The organism is Flavobacterium sp. SORGH_AS_0622 (assembly GCF_030818825.1).
GTDB lineage: Bacteria > Bacteroidota > Bacteroidia > Flavobacteriales > Flavobacteriaceae > Flavobacterium.
The window spans coordinates 2,433,579-2,453,824 of record NZ_JAUTAX010000001.1; the positions used below are offsets into that span (position 1 = coordinate 2,433,579).

Annotated in this window: 17 protein-coding genes; 7 read left to right on the plus strand and 10 right to left on the minus strand. The window is 32.8% G+C overall.

Translation table 11 applies throughout. The features are described from left to right. Positions 1–17 precede the first annotated feature (17 nt). The gene (gene ilvC / locus QE431_RS10550; protein ID WP_281865637.1) at positions 18–1,487 is read left to right on the plus strand and encodes a ketol-acid reductoisomerase; all 1,470 of its coding nucleotides are present in this window, start codon (positions 18–20) and stop codon (positions 1,485–1,487) included. 492 nt (positions 1,488–1,979) lie between these two features. Then, a complete protein-coding gene (gene acs / locus QE431_RS10555) occupies positions 1,980–3,890 on the plus strand; it encodes an acetate--CoA ligase (protein ID WP_057117992.1) in 1,911 nt (636 codons plus the stop codon). 206 nt (positions 3,891–4,096) lie between these two features. Here acs and QE431_RS10560 read toward each other — a convergent pair whose 3' ends face one another. From QE431_RS10560 to QE431_RS10575, 4 genes are all read right to left on the minus strand, one after another. Then, positions 4,097–4,693 (minus strand): 3'-5' exonuclease, encoded by a 597-nt coding sequence (locus QE431_RS10560; protein ID WP_134141297.1) that lies wholly within the window; start codon positions 4,691–4,693, stop codon positions 4,097–4,099. A gap of 3 nt (positions 4,694–4,696) precedes the next feature. Then, on the minus strand, positions 4,697–6,610 hold the full coding sequence (locus QE431_RS10565; RefSeq protein ID WP_057117990.1) for a DUF294 nucleotidyltransferase-like domain-containing protein: 1,914 nt from the start codon (positions 6,608–6,610) through the stop codon (positions 4,697–4,699). Between the two features lie 358 nt (positions 6,611–6,968). Next, positions 6,969–7,352, minus strand: a complete 384-nt coding sequence (locus tag QE431_RS10570) for a hypothetical protein (protein ID WP_281865639.1) — start codon at positions 7,350–7,352, stop codon at positions 6,969–6,971. 86 nt (positions 7,353–7,438) lie between these two features. Beyond that, complete coding sequence (locus tag QE431_RS10575) at positions 7,439–7,855, minus strand: hypothetical protein (RefSeq protein WP_057117978.1); 417 nt, start codon at positions 7,853–7,855, stop codon at positions 7,439–7,441. A 143-nt stretch (positions 7,856–7,998) separates the two neighbouring features. Here QE431_RS10575 and QE431_RS10580 point away from each other — a divergent pair, with 143 nt between their 5' ends. Next, positions 7,999–9,228, plus strand: coding sequence for a multidrug effflux MFS transporter (locus QE431_RS10580; protein ID WP_307295556.1), 1,230 nt, complete (start codon positions 7,999–8,001; stop codon positions 9,226–9,228). A 146-nt stretch (positions 9,229–9,374) separates the two neighbouring features. Here QE431_RS10580 and QE431_RS10585 read toward each other — a convergent pair whose 3' ends face one another. The 4 genes from QE431_RS10585 to QE431_RS10600 form a co-directional block, all read right to left on the minus strand. Continuing rightward, complete coding sequence (locus QE431_RS10585; protein ID WP_057117976.1) at positions 9,375–10,640, minus strand: NAD(P)/FAD-dependent oxidoreductase; 1,266 nt, start codon at positions 10,638–10,640, stop codon at positions 9,375–9,377. A gap of 83 nt (positions 10,641–10,723) precedes the next feature. Next, on the minus strand, positions 10,724–12,058 hold the full coding sequence (locus tag QE431_RS10590; protein ID WP_307295558.1) for a DEAD/DEAH box helicase: 1,335 nt from the start codon (positions 12,056–12,058) through the stop codon (positions 10,724–10,726). Positions 12,059–12,232: 174 nt separating this feature from the next. Next, positions 12,233–13,771, minus strand: coding sequence for a DEAD/DEAH box helicase (locus QE431_RS10595; RefSeq protein ID WP_057117974.1), 1,539 nt, complete (start codon positions 13,769–13,771; stop codon positions 12,233–12,235). Between the two features lie 109 nt (positions 13,772–13,880). Next, complete coding sequence (locus QE431_RS10600) at positions 13,881–14,414, minus strand: DUF6155 family protein (RefSeq protein ID WP_057117973.1); 534 nt, start codon at positions 14,412–14,414, stop codon at positions 13,881–13,883. Between the two features lie 104 nt (positions 14,415–14,518). Between QE431_RS10600 and QE431_RS10605 the strand changes: the two genes are divergently transcribed. After that, entirely contained in the window at positions 14,519–14,803 is a 285-nt protein-coding gene (locus QE431_RS10605; RefSeq protein ID WP_057117972.1) for a DUF3817 domain-containing protein, read from the plus strand. Then, positions 14,796–16,052, plus strand: coding sequence for a mechanosensitive ion channel family protein (locus QE431_RS10610; RefSeq protein ID WP_057117971.1), 1,257 nt, complete (start codon positions 14,796–14,798; stop codon positions 16,050–16,052). The genes QE431_RS10605 and QE431_RS10610 overlap by 8 nt, the downstream gene beginning before the upstream one ends. 120 nt (positions 16,053–16,172) lie before the next feature. Here QE431_RS10610 and QE431_RS10615 read toward each other — a convergent pair whose 3' ends face one another. Beyond that, positions 16,173–16,589: a hypothetical protein gene (locus tag QE431_RS10615; protein WP_307295562.1), complete on the minus strand. Its 417-nt coding sequence runs from the start codon at positions 16,587–16,589 to the stop codon at positions 16,173–16,175. A 70-nt stretch (positions 16,590–16,659) separates the two neighbouring features. Between QE431_RS10615 and QE431_RS10620 the strand changes: the two genes are divergently transcribed. Then, positions 16,660–17,061, plus strand: coding sequence for a glyoxalase (locus QE431_RS10620; protein ID WP_307295564.1), 402 nt, complete (start codon positions 16,660–16,662; stop codon positions 17,059–17,061). Positions 17,062–17,128: 67 nt separating this feature from the next. Here the strand turns inward: QE431_RS10620 and QE431_RS10625 are convergent, their stop codons facing one another. Then, positions 17,129–19,105, minus strand: a complete 1,977-nt coding sequence (locus QE431_RS10625) for a dehydrogenase E1 component subunit alpha/beta (RefSeq protein ID WP_307295566.1) — start codon at positions 19,103–19,105, stop codon at positions 17,129–17,131. Between the two features lie 187 nt (positions 19,106–19,292). Here QE431_RS10625 and QE431_RS10630 point away from each other — a divergent pair, with 187 nt between their 5' ends. Next, positions 19,293–20,243, plus strand: a complete 951-nt coding sequence (locus QE431_RS10630) for an isopenicillin N synthase family oxygenase (RefSeq protein WP_307295568.1) — start codon at positions 19,293–19,295, stop codon at positions 20,241–20,243. The last annotated feature ends 3 nt before the right edge of the window (positions 20,244–20,246 follow it).

Genomic DNA, 20,246 nt, shown 5'->3' on the forward strand with positions numbered 1-20,246 from the left:
TAAACATTAAAACAAAAATGGCAAATTATTTCAATACATTACCACTTAGATTACAATTAGAACAATTAGGAGTTTGCGAATTTATGGAGCAGTCTGAGTTTGCAGACGGAATTGCGGCATTAGCAGGAAAAAAAGTTGTAATTGTAGGCTGTGGAGCACAAGGTTTGAATCAAGGATTAAATATGAGAGATTCTGGTTTAGATATTTCTTATGCATTACGTGCAGATGCAATAGCTGAAAAAAGAGCTTCTTATAAAAATGCAACTGAAAATGGTTTCACTGTAGGAACTTATGAAGAATTGATTCCAACTGCAGATTTAGTTTGTAACCTTACACCAGACAAACAACATACAGCTGTGGTAAATGCTATTATGCCATTAATGAAAAAAGATTCTACGCTAGCTTATTCTCACGGATTCAACATTGTAGAAGAAGGAATGCAGATTCGTAAAGATATCACTGTTATTATGTGTGCTCCTAAATGTCCTGGTTCTGAGGTTCGTGAAGAGTACAAAAGAGGTTTTGGTGTGCCAACACTTATTGCAGTTCACCCAGAAAACGATCCAAACGGTTTTGGTTTAGATCAGGCAAAAGCTTACGCCGTTGCAACTGGAGGACACAGAGCTGGAGTTTTAAGATCATCTTTCGTAGCTGAAGTTAAATCAGATTTAATGGGTGAGCAGACAATTCTTTGCGGTTTATTGCAGACTGGATCTATTTTATGTTTTGATAAAATGGTTGAAAAAGGAATTGATGCAGCATACGCTTCTAAATTAATTCAATACGGATGGGAAACTATCACTGAGGCTTTAAAACACGGCGGTATCACAAATATGATGGATCGTTTAAATAATCCTTCTAAAATTGAAGCTTATGAATTAGCTGAAGAATTAAAAGACATTATGCGTCCATTATTCCAAAAACACCAAGACGATATTATTTCTGGAGAATTCTCAAGAACTATGATGATCGACTGGGCTAATGACGATGTGAATTTATTAAAATGGAGAGCTGCAACAGGAGAAACTAACTTCGAAAAAACAGCTCCGCAAGAAGCTCCAATTTCTGAGCAAGAATATTTTGATAATGGAGTATTGATGATTGCAATGGTAAAAGCTGGTGTTGAGTTAGCTTTTGAAACAATGACTGAAGCAGGTATCATCGAAGAATCAGCTTACTATGAGTCATTACACGAATTGCCATTAATTGCAAATACAATTGCAAGAAAGAAATTATTCGAAATGAACCGTGTAATTTCTGATACTGCTGAATATGGTTGTTACTTATTTGATCATGCATGTAAGCCTTTATTGACTGAATTCATGAAAAAAGTGGATACTAATATTATTGGTAAACCATTTTCAACTTCAAATGGAGTAGACAACGCAGTATTAATCGCTGTAAACAAAGAAATCCGCCAGCATCCTATCGAAGAAGTTGGAGCATGGTTGAGAGAGTCTATGACAGCTATGAAAAAAATTGGATAATTAAAAAATTTGGGAATTCCCGCAAAATTGGATTTTGCGGGTTTTGCACTGTATCAATGATTTGTAATATTTTGAATTAGTAAGCACTTATTAAAGAAAAAAGATATAGATGCATATTGCATTCACTTAACTTCTGTGAGAGTAGTTAAGTGAAGCTGATCCCTTATAATGGGGTATATTTGATAAAATATACTTGTTGAAATTTCTGTTTTAATTAATAATGATGCTGCTATTTTCAAAATAGAGAAAAGTATGGTAAGGCATTTAAGAAATTAATTGTTATTGAAATTTGTTAAATTAAAAAAGGCATAATATCTATTTATTATGCCTTTTTTGCCCTTTCTATTTTGGTTTAAAAGTAAAATTTTATATCATATGCAAATAATTGTAATATTTTATTAAAGAAATGTTTTTTTTTGATAAAATTTATGAATTAAATTGTTTCTAGAATACATTCAGATTTAATACATTTATAAAAAAATTCAACAAACGATGAGCTATTACAAAATTGAAAATTTAGAACAATATTTTAAACATTACAATAAGTCAATAAGGGAGCCAAGAAAATTTTGGGGAAAAATAGCTGAGGAGAATTTCACATGGTACCAACAATGGGAAAAAGTAGTTGATTTTAATATGGCTGATGCGGAAGTAAAATGGTTTACAGAAGCTAAAGTTAACATTACCAAAAACTGTATCGATAGACATTTAAGCAAAAGGGGAGATAAAACGGCTATTATTTTTGAGCCAAACGATCCTTCTGAAGATGCTTTACATATAACGTATAACGAATTATACGAAAGAGTTTCAAAAATGGCAAACGTTCTTCGCGAGCAGGGTGTTCGAAAAGGAGATAGAGTTTGTATTTATTTGCCAATGATTCCAGAATTAGCCGTTGCTGTATTGGCTTGTGCTAGAATTGGAGCGATACATTCTGTTGTTTTTGCTGGATTTTCTGCATCTGCAGTATCTGCAAGAATTAACGACTGCGAATGTAAAATGGTTATCACATCTGATGGAGGTTATAGAGGTAACAAAACAATTGACTTAAAGGGAATTGTTGACGAAGCTTTAGAAACTTGTCCATCTGTAGAAAAAGTTTTAGTGGCAAAAAGAACTAAAACTGATGTAAAAATGAAAGAAGGCCGTGATATCTGGTTACAGCCATTATTAGATGCAGCTTTAGACAATAGTGTTGCCGAAATTATGGATGCAGAAGATCCTTTGTTTATTTTATATACTTCAGGATCAACAGGTAAACCAAAAGGAATGGTTCACACTACTGCTGGTTACATGGTTTATACAGCGTATACTTTTAAAAATGTTTTCAGCCACGAAGAAAATGATATTTTCTGGTGTACAGCAGATATAGGCTGGATCACAGGACATTCTTATATATTATACGGACCATTATTAAATGGAGGTACGACTGTACTTTTTGAAGGTGTTCCTTCTTACCCTGATTTCAGCCGTTTTTGGGAAATTATCGAAAAACATAAAATTACACAATTCTATACAGCACCAACAGCAATTCGTTCGTTAGCAAAAGAAAGCCTAGATTATATTCAAAAATATCCTCTAAAATCTCTTAAAGTTATTGGATCTGTTGGAGAACCAATTAACGAGGAAGCTTGGCACTGGTTCAATGACCATGTTGGAGATAAAAGATGTCCAGTTGTAGATACATGGTGGCAGACAGAAACTGGAGGAATCATGATTTCACCGATTGCGTTTGTTACACCTACAAAACCTACTTATGCAACTTTACCATTACCAGGAATTCAACCCGTTTTGATGGATGAGAAACGTAATGAAATTGAAGGAAACCAAGTAGTGGGAAGTTTATGTATTAAATTCCCGTGGCCTGGAATTGCTAGAACTATATGGAATAATCACGAACGTTACAAAGAAACTTATTTCTCTGCTTTTCCTGGAAAATATTTTACAGGAGACGGAGCATTAAGAGATGAAGTAGGATATTACAGAATTACAGGTAGAGTAGATGACGTTGTAATTGTTTCTGGCCACAATTTAGGAACAGCGCCAATTGAAGATGCAATCAACGAACACCCTGCAGTTGCAGAATCTGCTATTGTTGGATTCCCTCATGATATTAAAGGAAATGCTTTGTATGGTTACGTTATTCTAAAAGAAACTGGAGAAGTTAGAAATAAAGAGAATTTGTCTAAAGAGATCAATCAATATATTGCAGATCACATTGGACCAATTGCTAAATTAGATAAAATTCAGTTTGTATCTGGTTTGCCAAAAACACGTTCAGGAAAAATCATGCGTAGAATTTTACGTAAAATAGCTGAAGGAGATTTTTCTAATTTTGGTGATACTTCAACTTTATTAAATCCAGAAGTTGTAGAACAAATTATGAAAGAAAGAATTTCTTAAGTAAACTATAGAAAAATAAAAAATGCCTCTTAAATTTAAGAGGCATTTTTTTATATTTTAATCTAAAAGAAAAATGGCTTAATAATATGTTGGACTTAGCGAAGTCGAACTCCGTTTGCAGAATCACTTTGCGAGACTTCGACTTCGCCCAGTCTGGCAACCGCATTATTTTCTTTTATAAAAATTTAAAAAAAGAAATTTTACTTTTATTTAATTCCTAAACGAGATTTTAACTTCAAAAATAGCAAACCAATTCTGTAAGCATCTTCAGAAGAAGAATTTCGATCGCTTTTCGGAATTTTATAAATTTCGCATAAATCGTCAAGCGAAAACTGTTTGTCATTTATATCAGTTAGTTTTCTGTACATCACGTCAACATCAAGAGCTTCATTTTTTAATCTGCCGCAATCCAGACGTTCTAAAGCTGCATTGAGCATTTCCACATCAAAATTAATATGATGTCCGACCAAAACTGAATTTCCGATAAAATTAACAAAAGCTTCAAGTGCATCTGGTTCAGGCATTTTCATCATTTTGCTTTCAATGATAAATTCATTTGAAAGACCATTATCCTGAAGATATTTGTATTGAAGTAAAACAGTTTCAAAACTTTCTTTAATAACAATACTATCATCAATAACTGAGAACGCACCAAGAGACAATATAACATCTCTATCCGGATTTAACCCTGATGTTTCTGTTGATAGAACAACAAACTTATTAGGTTTAGTTTCGAATTTAGTTAAATAATCTTTCCAGAATTCTGGATAGTCTTTATTAATATTTTTCAGCCAGTCTAGCATATTTTATGAGAATTGTGTCAATTGAAATTTACTCTTAATCAGTTCCTCCAGGTCTTTCATTGGGGTTAAAGCATTTTTTAATTTCTCTTTGTCAGTTTTTGACATTTCTCTTAAATTAATATATTGGCCAGAGTCGTCATTTTTTAATCCTTCAACAGTTCTAAATTTCGAAAGCGTTAAGAAAGCATCTGCACAGCTTAAATAAATTTCTGCGTTTTTAGAATCTGTTATCGCTAATTGTTTGAATCTTAAGTAAGTATTTTGAATTCCTTTAATGTTAGCATTTAATATCAATAAACGCGCACCATCAATTAATGGCATTAAAGCACGTGTTTTTATATCAAATTTACCTTTATGCGGACCTTCTTCTTCAACAATAAATTTCTTAAAGAAGCTTAAAGGAGAATTTCTTTTTAAGGCATCATTTCCTAAAAAGTCAAAAAACAAAGTATTGTTGACAGCATTTTTGAAAATGACATTTTCAATAGCTTCTTCAATTTTTGGTTCACCAAAAACAATTTCATAATCAAAGAAAATACTGCTCAAATCATTACTGTTTTCACCTGGAGTATTCATCCAGCTGTTGTACTGTTTTGTCCAGTCACTCAATGACTTACACCAAAGCATGTTGCTTCCCATATGTCCATTAGGGCAATATTCGTAACCTACTTTTTCAAGTATAGAAGTTGTTCTTTTTGCTAATCTCAAGAAATAATCTTTTACTTCTCTGTATTTTTCAGGTGTAACATCTTCAAAAATTAGAATACTGTCTTGGTCTGTAAGTAACAGTTGTTCCTTGCGGCCTTGACTTCCAATACTTAACCATGCAAAACGTGCAGGAGGGGAGCCTAAATCTAAAATAGAAAGCTCAACAGCGCGTTTAATGATTGCCAGATTAATTTCGCTCGCAATATTACTTACATGCGAAATTGGAATATTTTTTTGAATTGAATTTTGAATCAAATCAGATAAACGATCACGTATTTGTTTTAAATCTTTCGGAAGCTGCGAACGTTTAATTTCTTTAATTAAAACACCAGGGTTACTGGCTTGAGCCACAATAAGATCATGTTCAGAAATAATTCCTTTTACAACAGATTTGCTTGTTCCGTCTTTTGTAACGCATAGGTGTGTCACATTATGTTTCAGCATTAACAATTGCGCTTCTGCTAATGAAACATTTTCTAAAACTGTAACAACCGGCGAAGACATAATTTTGTCAATAGTTTCAGTAATAGGATAACGTCCTGTTGCAATCTTTGAAGATAAATCGGCATTGGTAACAATACCAATAGGATGATTTTTTTCGCAGATTATAATATTATCGACCATCGAATCGGTCATTAAGATCGCAACATCTTTAATGATATGATTAGATTGCGTTGTTAATGGCGAATTATTGTAGTTAAGTGACTGAATATATTGCATTTCTGATTGCTGATCTAAGAAATCAGTATCAGAAATCAGTTTACCGTTTGAGCTCACGCTGTCTTTTGTATGTCTTGAATTTACAGCAAAACTTTCTAATAAAAAGTTTAAAACGTCTGAGTTATTAGCAACAAAAGGTCTAAACACAGCGATTGGAATAGCGTATATAATACTTTCTTCACGTGCTTTAGCGGTCATCATGTAATTATTTTTGGCAAAAAACGGACGTAAACCAAAAATATCTCCTTCGTGACATTTATTTATAATTGTTTCTTCAGCATCTGCAATAGTCGTAAGATTAATTACACCAGAAGCTACAACATAAAAACTATCATGAAGCGGATCGTTATTTTGAAACAAAACCGCATGTTTTTCTAAATTAATGACACGAATATTCGTAGCAATATCTGATAATTCCTGAAAAGTTAAATTATCAAATGGTTTGTATTCTTTTAAAAAATCTGCAATATGCTCAGCGACTGTATTCATATGTTTGATAATTTATTTTTAAAGTATCGAATGTAAAAATAATAAAATAAAGTCTTACAATGAAAGCATCTTGATGAGAATATAAGGAATATTAAGAAAATGTTAAACATTACTGATTTAAAGGCTTAAAAATGGTTTTTTAAAGTTAAGATTTGGCTGTTTATTTTTTTAAAAAGTTTAAATTTATCAGTTTGCGTTTAAACTAAATTTAGAATAAATATTTTCAGAGGAGTACCCAGAGACGTTTGTAAACGGTTATATAAAAAAGCTTAAAGTAAGCATGAGCAGCGGTTTTTAAAATATTCTATTTTACATAATATAAATTATAGTTCAAATTGAAATAACTCTGATAGAAGAGCTATTCATATAATTTATTCAAAACAACGTCTTTAGGAACCAAATCTCCGCCACCACGTTTTGTGAATTGTAAAACTCCTTCATTCGTAATTAAAACTGCGCTTGCAGAAATTCCATCTTTATCTTTAAGTTTGATTTGAGCTCTGTCTCCAAGCGGATAAACATATCCGGAAACTTCTAAAACTCCAGAATTTAATTCTTTATGTTCACTGGTAACTTCTGCAGTTCCAAAAATCGCATAATTAGATTGTGCGATTGTAATTGTGAAAATATATTCTTTTTTACAGTTTTTACAATTTTCATTGCTCCAGGTTCCAGAAAATCTATTATGCTGTGAATATGACTTTAGAGAAATTAAAATTGCCAGAAAAAGAAATTTTTTCATTGTAGATTGTTGTATAAAAATTTGAACCAAATATAAAACAAAAAAAGCATCATGAATCATGATGCTTTTTCTAAGTTTAATAAAAACTATAATTTTTTCAAATAAACTGATTTTCCATTTAATGAAACGTCAATTTGATTTGTTTTTTCATTGAAAGTTGTTCTCAAAGCATTTCCGTTAAAAATTGTAACGTCGCCGTATACGTGGCCAGCTTCATTTGAAACATAATCAAAAACTACTTTTTTATTACCAGGCTCAATTCCTAATTTGTAGCTTGAAAATTTTGTGCCTCTCAAATCAAAATCCTGCTGTGTATCAATAACATTTCCATCTGCATAAAAATTTGTTACAGATTTACTTAAAGTTATATCAGGATAATACTGATTTACTTTTTTTAAGAGTTCGTACTGGGCAACACTGGCCTCTTCTTGTTTTGATGTGATAGTTTGAGCAAAAGAAAGAGATGTAAATAAAATGGTTAATAGTAAAATGTACTTTTTCATATTTTTTAAATTAATGATTAATAAATAGTTACGCCAAAATATTTGGCAATAACTGTAATTTATTGTTATAAACTTCTTGAAGTTATACTACAAGGTATGAAATCTTTACCTTTGCACGAAATTAAAAGCCTTTTTTTAAGAAAATGACAACAAAAAAATATATTCAGTTGATCCTCATTTTAGGTTCACTTACAGCTTTAGGTCCCTTTTCTATTGATATGTATCTGCCTGGTTTCTCTGGAATTGCAAAAGATTTAAATACAACTGTAGCAAAAGTTTCGATGAGTTTATCGAGTTATTTCATCGGTATTTCCGCTGGACAATTGCTTTATGGACCATTATTGGATCGTTTTGGACGAAAAAAACCGCTCTTCATCGGTCTACTTGTTTACATTTTGGCTTCTTTAGGCTGTATTTATGTTGCTGATATTGATTCTTTTATATTACTTCGTTTTGTACAGGCAATTGGAAGTTGTGCTGCAACTGTAGCTTCTGTTGCAATGGTTCGAGATTTGTTTCCTGTAAAGGATATTCCAAAAGTATTTTCACTTTTAATGCTTGTTGTCGGGCTTTCGCCAATGCTGGCGCCTACAATTGGCGGTTACGTTACAGAAGATTTAGGCTGGCACGCCGTATTCTTTATATTAATGTGTATGGGAATTGTAATTTTAACGGCGTCTCAAATTGGGCTTCCAAACACTTATAAACCAGACACTTCAATTTCATTAAAACCAAAACCGATTATTACTAATTTCTTAGCCGTTTTAAAAGAACCTCAATTTTATACGTATGCTTTCACTGGAGCAATAGCTTTCTCAGGATTATTTTCTTATGTAGCAGCATCTCCTATCGTGTTTATGGATATTTATAAGGTTGACGCCAAAACTTACGGTTGGATTTTTGCTTTAATGTCTGTCAGTTTTATTGGTTCTAGTCAATTGAATTCTATGTTATTAAAGAGATTTTCGAGTGAACAAATGATTTTTGGAGCATTAATTGCGCAATCAATAATCAGTATTGTATTTTTGATTTTAGCTTTAAATGACCTGTTAGGATTATACCAAACTATCGGAATGTTGTTTTTATTTTTAGCCTGCTTAGGAATTTCAAATCCAAATACAGCTGGATTAACGCTTGCTCCTTTTGCTAAAAATACAGGAAGTGCATCTGCTTTAATGGGAGCTATTCAGTTGGGATTAGGTGCGTTAGCATCATTTGCAATTGGTGTTTTCGTAAAAGATTCTGTAGCTCCAATGGTTGCCATTATGGCAACTACAACTATAACAGCATTTATTATTTTAAATATCGGGAAACGATTTATAAAAAATAAAGTAGAACTTTCGGATAGCGATGATGTTATGATTGCTCATTAAAACTTTTAAATTTTCAATTTTTAAATTCCAAATTCCAACTTATAAAAAAGCAGAATCTAAAAATATAGATTCTGCTTTTTTTTGATTCCTATCTTGGAATTTGGAATTTAAAGTTTTGGAATTTAAATTTTTGGAATTTAAAAACTCTAACTTTGCTGTCTTTTTTCTGGTCGAATAATCATTCTAAGAGATTGATCTTTTGCGAAATAAGCAACCATCCAATTCCAGAATGTATTTAATCTGTTTCTGTAAGTAATCAAAGAAATCAAGTGAATAAACAGCCAGATAACCCAAGCAAAAAATCCTTTAAAATGCCATTTTGGACTTGGTAAATCTACTACAGCTTTGTTTTTTCCAATGATTGCCATAGAACCTTTGTCTTTATACATAAATGGAGTCAAAGGTTTATTTTTAACCATAGCTTTAAAGTTTTTAGCTAGATTAAGTCCTTGTTGAATAGCAACTTGCGCAACCTGTGGGTGTCCGTCAGGGAAATTTTTATCTCCAGCAGTAATTGCTGTATCACCAATCGCATAGACATTTTCTAATCCGTTTACTTTATTGTATTGGTCAGTTGCCATACGTCTTCCGCGGCCATAACTTTCTTTCGGAATTCCTTCGAAAATTTTAGCAGAAACTCCAGCGGCCCAGATTAAGTTTTTAGTTTTAATCGTTTCTCCACCTTCAAAAAACACAGTATCATCTACATAATCAACAACTTTAGTGTTTAGTTTTACCACAACTCCTAATTTTGTCAACGCCTCTAAAGTATCTTTTTGAGATTCTTTACTCATTGGAGACAGTAAAGCATCTCCTCCATCAACTAAATAAACATTACTAGCCGATGTATCTAATTCTGGATATTCTTTTAAAAGTATATTTTTTCGCATTTCTGCAAACATTCCAGAAACCTCCACTCCTGTTGGTCCTCCTCCGGCAACTACGATGGTCAATAATTTGCGTCTTTTGCGCATATCTTTACAGATAGCAGCCTTTTCTAGGTTTTTAAGCAATGCGTTACGCATTTCGATGGCATCATTTAATGTCTTCATCGGAATGGCATTTTTCATTACGTTTTCCATGCCAAAGTAGCTTGTTTCGGCTCCAGTTGCAAAAACCAAATGATCGTATGTCAATTCTCCATTGTTCAGCACGATTTTCTTTTCTGCTGGGACAACAGATAATAATTCACCTAAACGAAACTGCAGGTTTTTTTTACCTGCAAAAAACTTTCTAAAAGGATAACTGATGCTTGATGGCTCCAAAAAAGCCGTAGCAACTTGATATATAAGTGGTGGGAAAAAGTTATAATTATTCTTGTCTACAAGTGTTACTTGTATTTGAGGATGGTCTACAAGTTCTTTTGCCAGATTGATTCCTGCAAATCCACCTCCAATAATGACTATTTTCATATATGTTGTTAATTTAAGTAGGATTATAAAATTATTCCTTATAAATGTACAACTTTAATATACAATGACAAAAGTCATAATTATTACTTTTTGAATTTTTTAACAGGTTTTTCAACTATATCGATTTTGTTCTGCAAAATATAATTCGCCATCAATTTCTCGATTAGTTCTTCTTTTGTTAAATGATGAAAAACCGTCTTTACTTTTGTTTTTAATTCAGCAGCAATCTCATGATTTGGTTTTGTTTTGAAGATTTGTTTTGCCCATAAAAGCATATTATTTTCTTCCAGACTTGCTGCAGATGGTTTTTTAAATTCTAAAAATTTAATTCCCAATTCTCTTTCAAAATCGGCAATTTCAGAAGTTTCTTCTTGTTGTAAAACTGTTAGAGAAAGTCCCTTTGCTCCTGCCCTTGCTGTTCTTCCACTTCTGTGAACATAATTTTCGTATGTATCAGGAAGATGGTAATTCACCACATAAGAGATTTCTTTTACGTCTATTCCTCGAGCAGCCAAATCGGTAGCGACTAAAATATTGATATGTCCTTCACGAAATTGCTCCATAATCCTGTCACGGATTCCCTGGCTCAAACTTCCATGAAGTGCTCCAGATGAGAACTTATTTATAGCCAGATTTTTAGCCAGTTTATTAACTGCAGCTTTAGTTTTACAGAAAATAATACCACGTTCCCCATCTTTTGAATTCAAGAAATGCATTAAAACTTCCAGTTTTTCGATCGGATCAACAACAATATATTCGTGATCAATTCCTTCGTTTCCAACAGTTTCCATATTCGCACTTACTTGAACTACATTTTTGTTCAAATAATTCTGAATCAGTTGTTTGATTGTTCCAGGGAGCGTTGCCGAAAATAATAGTGTACGATGTTTTTTTGGTAATTCAGCGACTATTTCGTCTAAACTTTCTTTCAGGATAGCAACCATTTCATCGGCTTCATCCAAAACTAAATATTCTGTCTGCTTTAGATCAATTGCTTTACGCTGAATCAAATCGATAAGACGTCCTGGAGTTGCTACAACAATTTGTGCGCCTTCTTTAAGTCTTTCAATTTGTGGTTTTATAGGAGTTCCTCCGCAGATTGAAGCAATAGATATATTAGGAATATATTTTGAAAATCCTTCTAAGTTTCTAAAAATCTGCTGTCCAAGTTCTCTAGTAGGAACTAAAATAACAGCTTGAACTACAGTTGATTCTGAATTAACCAATTGTAATATTGGTAAACCAAAAGCAGCTGTTTTTCCTGTTCCAGTTTTTGCTAAACCCACAACGTCATGGATTTCAGACAATAAAAGCGGAATTGTTTTTTGTTGAATTTCAGTAGGTTCAACAATGTTTAATTCGCTTAAAGCTTTTAAAATTGGCGCTGAAAGTCCTAATGTTGAGAATTGTTTAGACATAGTTATTTAGTTTTTGTTTCAAGTTTCATGTTTCAAGTTACACAGAAACTTATTAAGTTGTAAAGGAGAAATCACATTTGCTCTGAAATGCTATTTCTCCTTTTGTAAATATATTAATGTTTTAGATTCCAACAACTTGAAACATGAAACCTGAAACTTTTCAACTAAAATTTATCAATCCGGCTCGTTCATGATTTTCTCACGATATTTTTTACCTATTAATAAAGTTAATCTTTGTTTGTAATCGTCTACAAGCCATTCACGGTAGTTTTTACTGCACTGGCTCAAACATTTAGAATAACGCTTAATACGATCTTCGATATCGTCATCAAGTTCTTTTGCTAATGATTTTGCTTCCTGTAATGTTTCAGTATTGTCTACACACATTGCAGCATGCTGATCAAGCGATTTATCTAAAACTACTTTTGAACGAAGATTTTGTTTTATAATTAATTTATGTTCTTCATCAACATCAAAAGTAACATCGGCTGTTTTACTAAATTTAGCTCGCAATTCTGGCGGCATGCTATATTTGAAAAACAACTCAATTTCATGGTCATCACGCAGATTTTCCAAATAAAACTCTGGCGATTTAAATATGTGCTGCCAGTTTACAGGATCACTCCATAAACCAAAACGTGCAGCATTATTTCCTAAATCAATAACTGTAAATTCATCTTTTCCAGGTAATTTACGAGAACCACGGCCAATCATCTGAAAATAAAGAGTCAGAGATTTTGTTGCTCTGTTCAAGATAATAGTTTCTACAGTCGGCTCATCAAAACCAGTTGTCAAAATTCCAACAGAAGTCAAAATCGCATCTGGAGTCTTTTTAAACCATTGCAAAATGTCTTTACGTTCTTCAGAACTACTTGTATTATCAAGGTGTCTAATATCATAACCTGCTTCTCTAAATGTTTCATAAACATATAAAGAAGTATGAATACCGTTATTGAAAATCAATGTTTTCTTGCCTAACGAACGTTCTGTATACGCATGAAGCAGTTTTTCCTGCATCAAAGTATTCGTGTACAAATCATCAGATGATTTTACTGTATAATCACCATTGATACCTACTTTTAATGACGTTAAACCAACATCATAACTATAAGTAGTTGCTCTAGCTAAAAATCCTTTGTCAATCAATGATCCAATTGTATCACCAACAATAAGTTCGTGGTAACTTTGGTGCATTGGTAATTTTATATTAGAACTCAAAGGCGTTGCTGTTACTCCAAGAATAAAAGCATTTTTAAATGAGTTTAATAATTTACGAAATGAATTGTAATGCGCCTCATCAATAATAACCAAACCAATATTATCCAAATGAAGTTTTTCATCATTAATACGGTTTTTTAAAGTTTCAACCATAGCCACAAAACATGAAAAATCGTTTTGGTCTGGAAGTTCTTTTACCTTACTATTGATAATTTTGTTTGTAACACCAAAACCTGTCAACATCTTTGAAGTTTGTTTACAAAGTTCGATACGGTGCGTTAAAACAACCACTTTTTTATCATTATTAGATAAATAGCGGCGAACGATTTCAGAAAATATTACTGTTTTTCCTCCTCCTGTTGGAAGCTGGTACAGTAAATGGTGTCTTGGAGGAGCATTGTCTAAACGGTCAAAAATGGCATCAATATCACCTTTTTGATATGCATACAGTTCTTTTTTCTCTTCTCTTTCTATTTCTAAAGTGTTTTGAGACATTGTTTATTTTTGGATTTTTGCAAAAATACACCGAAAAAACAGTTATTCATCTTATTTTAACCTAAAATAAATGTTTTTTTTAAACTAAGATTTTTTATGAGAGAGGCATTTAGTAGTCGATTTTCTCCAAAATGGCTTCAAAATCGTACTTATTTTTCCATTTTTGGTCTAAAGTTTCTTGCTGAATTGCATTAATTCGCAATTTATATTCGTTAAAAATGCCATTTGAAACAATAAAATTGACAGCCTGCTCAAAAGAATTAAAAATACTTTTGTAAAATAATTCTTGTTTTATGAAATTTTGAGAAGAATAAGTCTGTGCAATTTCAATATTGTACAACATTATATCTGCAATAACGAACGCATCAACGCCAAGCATAATAAAATGTTTTATAAGCTTTTGAGCGACAGATCTACGCATTTTGGCTCTCGGACGCCATTTTGCTCCTGGTTTTTTAATTGGGAAATATTCGTGTGAGATTTTAACTTTGGCATCCTGCAGTAATTTGTCTTCTTTCGGATTAAAAACAAAGTCGTAATATACTTTTACTGGACTGAATTTTTCATACAATTCGATCAATTGTTCTTCGAGTTGTTCCTTATTTAATTCAGATAAATATTTTTTTAAATCGCGTTTGCTCATTATCAAAGTTTAAGAATACAAAAGTAAATTACTTTCTTGATACATAACTTAAAAACCAACCATAATACTTAATTTTGCTGCTATAATTTAAAAAAATAGTATCAATGCTCAAGATTTTTAAAGTTACAGCCATCCTAGAAGGAATTTCTTACTTAGTGTTATTCGCTAATATGCTTATTATCAAAACGAATAATCCTGAACTTTATCATACCTTATTACGTCCGTTAGGAATGACACATGGTGTTTTATTTATCGGATATATTATTTTGGCTTTTTTATTGAAAAAATCTCAAAATTGGGATTTAAAAACTTTTGGGATCATTTTAATCGCTTCTCTTATTCCTTTTGGAACTTTCTATATTGAGAAAAAATACTTAGAAAATGCATAAGCTTTTGGATAAAGTATTCAATTTTTTATATCCTGTTTTTAGAGATTGGGGAATGAGCCGCAACTTTGCGTCTTATATCAGTTTGATCTTTAACATAATTATTTTAATAGCATTAGCATACGTTATTTACTATGCTGCCAAATTTGTTTTAGTAACCCTGACAGCAGTTTTTGCACAGCGTACTAAAACAAAATTTGACGATTATTTAATCCAAAACAAAACCACAAGATATACCGCTTATTTAATTCCGTTTTTCTTTATTTATAAAGCAGTTCCAATTATTTTGGATAAGTACGATTATTGGGAATTATTGTTCGGAAAAATAGTTGGTATTTATATTGTATTACTTGGATTATGGATCGTTAGAACCGTTTTTAATTCGTTACGCGATTATTTAAAGCAAAAACCAGAATACAGCGATAAACCGATCGATAGTTTCGTTCAGGTAATTATGATTGTGCTTTGGATTTTTGGAGTGGCACTTATTATTTCAACTTTATTCGGAATCAAAAAAGGCGAACTTTTAACCATTCTAGGAACGCTTTCGGCAATTATTATCTTGATTTTTAGGGATACCATTCTTGGATTTGTTTCCAGTGTTCAGGTTGCAATCAACGATATGGTTCGTATTGGCGACTGGATTACAATGGATAAATTTGGTGCTGATGGAGATGTTATTGAAATCAATTTGACGACAGTAAAAGTTCGAAACTTTGATAATACCATTACTACAATTCCTACTTATGCTTTAAGTTCAGATTCTTTTCAGAACTGGCGCGGCATGCAGAAATCAGAAGGAAGACGTATTAAAAGACATGTTCTAATAAAAAGCAGTACGATTCGTTTTTTGAATACTGAAGATCTGGCTCAAATGCGAAAAATTCAACTTATTACAGCTTATATTGACAGTAGACAAGCCGAGATTGAAAAATACAACGATTTGAGAGGTGTTGACAAAACGCTTTCGCTAAATGGACGTAATATGACTAATTTAGGTTTGTTCCGAAAATACATCATGCAGTATTTGATGGATCATCCAGGATTGAATAAAAACATGCATATTATGTGCAGACAATTGCAGTCAACAGCCCACGGAGTTCCGTTAGAAATTTATGTGTTTTCAAGCGATAAACGCTGGGCAAACTACGAATATATTATGGCAGATATTTTCGACCACGTTATGGCTTCTGTAGGTTATTTTGATTTGGAAATATTTGAACTTCCTTCTCAGATTGGAAAATTAGAATAGTTTTTTTGTTTCAAGTTTCAGGTTTCAAGTTATCGCAAAGAACCTGAAACCTGAAACCTGAAACCTGAAACCTGAAACCTGAAACCTGAAACCTGAAACCTGAAACCTGAAACCAATCTCCTACTCCTCTATTCTCTCAAAAATAAACTCTGAGTTATTGTACTCAATTGGAACTCCAGGTACAAAACAGGGAAGGTTGAAGTAGGTTCCGATAACACCTTTTCCTAAGTAAAGTTTGTTATCCTTCTTTAAAAGTGCAAGTGGAACTCTTTTCCAGCTTCCGCCAAAAGAAATATAATGATAATCGCCTCGAAGTGTATCGCCTTTAAGATCACCTCTTACGTCGCCAGAATCTTTTCCATATCCGTAACGCGAAATTTCATATCGTCCATAAAAACGTTTGTCGTTCATATGAATATCTAAAACCGCAGTATCTTTATTGTTTACAGCACGATAAAGGGCATGATTGTATTTATCTTTATCTTCTTTTGAATTGCAGGAGACTAGCAGTAAGCTCAGAAATAGAAATAATCGCATATTTTTATTTTATAAAAAACAAAAATAGGTTTTTACTGTGGGATTATTTATTTAACTTTAAAGAAAAAACATGGCAGATAGAGACACTTTTTTAAAAGAATTCAGAGGCGAAACTTTAGGAACTGTAAGTGCTCAATCTTCTCCAGATGAGATCTTTCAAAATCAAACCATTCGACCTATTTTAAAGCTTCAAAACGACCTTTTTGTAGCGGTTTTTATAAATTATGTGAATAAAAACAAACCCGATTTTTATTCGTATTCCGTCGAAAAGAAATTACAGGCAATTGAAAATTCAATTCAAAAAGATATTAAGTTCAGAAATTCGTTAAAAGGAATTGTAATGGCGCTTTTTACCATTCAAGAGTATGATACTTACATTCAGAACTCTTCAAGTTTAAACAAACGAATGATGAATTTGTTAATTGACCGATTGAAAAATCAGGTGCAGTTGTTTGAGGTGGAAGCTAAATAAAGATACTAAGTTTCTAAGATGCTAAGATTCTAAGTTTTTTAACTCAGAATCTTAGTTTCTCACTATTTTAATATTTTAAAAGCTCAAGTAAAACTTCTTCAAAACGATTTCTTGGTAAAAATTGATCTTCTAAAGCTTTTGTAAACGGAATTGGCGAATCTAAACTAGCAACTCTTTTTACTGGAGCATCCAAATATTCGAAACAATTTTCCATAATCAAAGCAGAAATATCACTTGCGATTCCACCAAACATAGTGTCTTCTTGATAAATAATAGCTTTTCCTGTCTTTTTTACAGAAGCAAAAATTGTTTCAGTATCCAAAGGCTGTAAAGTTCTTAAATCAATTAAATCGGCATCAATTTCTGGATGTTGCGCTAAAGTATCTAAAGCCCAGTGTACTGGCGCACCAAAAGTGATTATCGTAACTGCGTTTCCTTCTTTTAATACAGCTGCTTTTCCAAACGGAATCGTATAGTAATCTTTAGGAACATCTTGATAAATACTTCGGTACAATAATTTATGTTCAAAAAACAAGACCGGATTTGGATCGTTAATAGCAGTGTTTAAAAGTCCTTTTGCATCGTAGGGAAATGCTGGATAAACCACTTTCAAACCAGGAGTTTTGGTAAACCAAGCTTCATTGGTCTGCGAATGGAAAGGTCCTGCCTGCGTTCCGCCTCCGCAAGGCATACGAACGACAACATCTGCTTTTTCGCCCCAGCGGTAATGTGATTTTGCCAATAAATTCACAATCGGATTAAATCCTGTTGAAACAAAATCAGCAAACTGCATTTCTACAATTGCTTTATAACCGTTTATAGAAAGTCCCATTCCTGTCGAAACAACAGCACTTTCACAAATAGGTGTATTGCGAACCCTGTCTTTTCCAAAAACGTCAACAAAATTATCTGTAATTTTAAAAGCCCCTCCATATTCAGCGATATCCTGTCCCATAATGACAAGGTTTTTATGGCGCCACATAGATTGCTCTAAACTATTTCGAATAGCATCTATAAAACGAATATTTTCTAATTCAGAATTATGGCTATACTCTTCATATTCATATGGTTTGTAAACATCATCTAATTCTCCGCTATAAGTTGCTTCAATTTCAGGTTCGGCATTTGCCATTGCCCAATTCTCATCAATTTCTTGTTTGATTTCTGCGTGAAATTGCTCGTCTAATTCTGAAGTAAGAATATCATTTTCAGTCAAATATTTTCTGTAATTGGTAACTGGATCTCTTTGTTCCCACTGATCCATTAAATCTTGAGGAACATATTTAATGCCGCTCGCCTCTTCATGGCCGCGCATCCTGAACGTTTTAAATTCCAATAAAACGGGACGCGGATTTTCCTGCATTTCTTTTTTAAGCTGAGACAATTTATTATAAACTTCTACAATATTATTTCCGTCAATAATCCAGCTTTCAATTCCGTAGCCAATTCCTTTATCGGCAAGGTTTTCGCAGGCATATTGTTCATTTGTCGGCGTTGAAAGTCCGTAGCCGTTATTTTCAATAATAAACATTACTGGGAGCTTCCAAACTGCAGCAATATTCAATGCTTCATGAAAATCTCCCTCGCTTGTTGCGCCTTCGCCTGTAAAAACGGCAGTAATTTTTTTATTGTTTTGAAGTTTATCCGCTAAAGCAATTCCGTCAGCAATTCCTAACTGCGGACCGAGATGCGAAATCATTCCAATAATATTATATTCTTGTGTTCCAAAGTGAAAACTTCTATCACGGCCTTTTGTAAAACCGTTTGCTTTTCCCTGCCATTGCGAAAATAAACGATGAAGCGGAATTTCTCTTGTAGTAAAAACACCTAAATTTCGGTGCATTGGAAGTATGTATTCAGATGAGTCTAAAACAGCTGTAATACCAACAGCAATAGCTTCTTGCCCGATTCCGGAGAACCATTTAGAAACTTTTCCCTGTCGAATCAAGATCAGCATCTTTTCTTCGATTAATCGGGGTTTTAATATCTTTTTATAGAGGTCTAATAATTGAGCGTCGGTTAGGTTTTGTCGGTAAAAAATCATTTACTTTTTTGTTTTTTAGTGTTTCAAATATAACAATTTGCGTTAATTTTATTCAATTCTGAAATATTTTTTTAATCAGAAATCTGCTTTTAATGCCTGAGCTTAATATTATTTTCTAAATATTCTATACCTTTGTTAGCGAAAGGTGCTTATGACACCTTTTGTTCTTAAATATAAAATGTAAAGTATGCAAAACATTCCTAGTGTAGACTTACGTGATTTCCTTTCGGACGACCCGAAACGTAAACAAAAATTTGTAAATGAAATCGGCAGTGCATTTGAAAACATTGGCTTCGTAGCCTTAAAAGGTCATTTTCTTGATGATCAATTGGTAAACGAACTTTATGGTGAAATTAGAAACTTTTTCGCCTTGCCAATAGAAACTAAGCATAAATATGAAATTCCTGGAATCGGCGGACAAAGAGGTTATGTTTCTTTTGGAAAAGAACATGCTAAAGGTCGCAAAGAAGGAGATTTAAAAGAATTTTGGCATTTTGGTCAATACGTTGACAAAGATTCCAGATGGGCTTCGGAATATCCAGATAATGTGGAAGTTACTGAATTACCTCGTTTTAATGCGGTTGGTAAAGAAGCGTATCAAAAATTAGAAAAAACAGGTGTTTATGTTTTAAGAGCTTTGGCTTTGCACTTAGGTCTTGACGAATTCTATTTTGATAACTATGCAAAAGAAGGAAACTCAATTTTAAGACCTATCCACTACCCTCCAATTACATCTGAGCCAGAAAACGCTATTCGTGCAGCGGCTCACGGTGATATCAACCTTATTACTTTATTATTGGGAGCTCAAGGTAAAGGGTTACAAGTTCAAAATCATAATGGTGAATGGATTGATGCCATTGCTGAAGATGACGAATTGGTAATTAACGTTGGTGATATGTTGTCAAGACATACAAACAATAAATTAAAATCTACAATTCACCAAGTGGTAAATCCGCCGAGAGAATTATGGGGAACTTCACGTTATTCAATTCCGTTCTTTATGCATCCTGTAAGCGATATGCGTTTAGATTGTCTTGAAAACTGTATTGATGAAGAAAACCCAAAGAAATTTGAAGATATTTCTGCGGGAGAGTTTTTACACGAACGTTTAGTAGAATTAGGTTTAATTAAAAAATAAACT

Coding starts and splice junctions, on each gene's coding strand:
- ilvC (WP_281865637.1), top strand. CDS start 18: ATGGCAAATTATTTCAATACATTACCACTTAGATTACAATTAGAACAA.
- acs (WP_057117992.1), top strand. CDS start 1,980: ATGAGCTATTACAAAATTGAAAATTTAGAACAATATTTTAAACATTAC.
- QE431_RS10560 (WP_134141297.1), bottom strand. CDS start 4,693: ATGCTAGACTGGCTGAAAAATATTAATAAAGACTATCCAGAATTCTGG.
- QE431_RS10565 (WP_057117990.1), bottom strand. CDS start 6,610: ATGAATACAGTCGCTGAGCATATTGCAGATTTTTTAAAAGAATACAAA.
- QE431_RS10570 (WP_281865639.1), bottom strand. CDS start 7,352: ATGAAAAAATTTCTTTTTCTGGCAATTTTAATTTCTCTAAAGTCATAT.
- QE431_RS10575 (WP_057117978.1), bottom strand. CDS start 7,855: ATGAAAAAGTACATTTTACTATTAACCATTTTATTTACATCTCTTTCT.
- QE431_RS10580 (WP_307295556.1), top strand. CDS start 7,999: ATGACAACAAAAAAATATATTCAGTTGATCCTCATTTTAGGTTCACTT.
- QE431_RS10585 (WP_057117976.1), bottom strand. CDS start 10,640: ATGAAAATAGTCATTATTGGAGGTGGATTTGCAGGAATCAATCTGGCA.
- QE431_RS10590 (WP_307295558.1), bottom strand. CDS start 12,058: ATGTCTAAACAATTCTCAACATTAGGACTTTCAGCGCCAATTTTAAAA.
- QE431_RS10595 (WP_057117974.1), bottom strand. CDS start 13,771: ATGTCTCAAAACACTTTAGAAATAGAAAGAGAAGAGAAAAAAGAACTG.
- QE431_RS10600 (WP_057117973.1), bottom strand. CDS start 14,414: ATGAGCAAACGCGATTTAAAAAAATATTTATCTGAATTAAATAAGGAA.
- QE431_RS10605 (WP_057117972.1), top strand. CDS start 14,519: ATGCTCAAGATTTTTAAAGTTACAGCCATCCTAGAAGGAATTTCTTAC.
- QE431_RS10610 (WP_057117971.1), top strand. CDS start 14,796: ATGCATAAGCTTTTGGATAAAGTATTCAATTTTTTATATCCTGTTTTT.
- QE431_RS10615 (WP_307295562.1), bottom strand. CDS start 16,589: ATGCGATTATTTCTATTTCTGAGCTTACTGCTAGTCTCCTGCAATTCA.
- QE431_RS10620 (WP_307295564.1), top strand. CDS start 16,660: ATGGCAGATAGAGACACTTTTTTAAAAGAATTCAGAGGCGAAACTTTA.
- QE431_RS10625 (WP_307295566.1), bottom strand. CDS start 19,105: ATGATTTTTTACCGACAAAACCTAACCGACGCTCAATTATTAGACCTC.
- QE431_RS10630 (WP_307295568.1), top strand. CDS start 19,293: ATGCAAAACATTCCTAGTGTAGACTTACGTGATTTCCTTTCGGACGAC.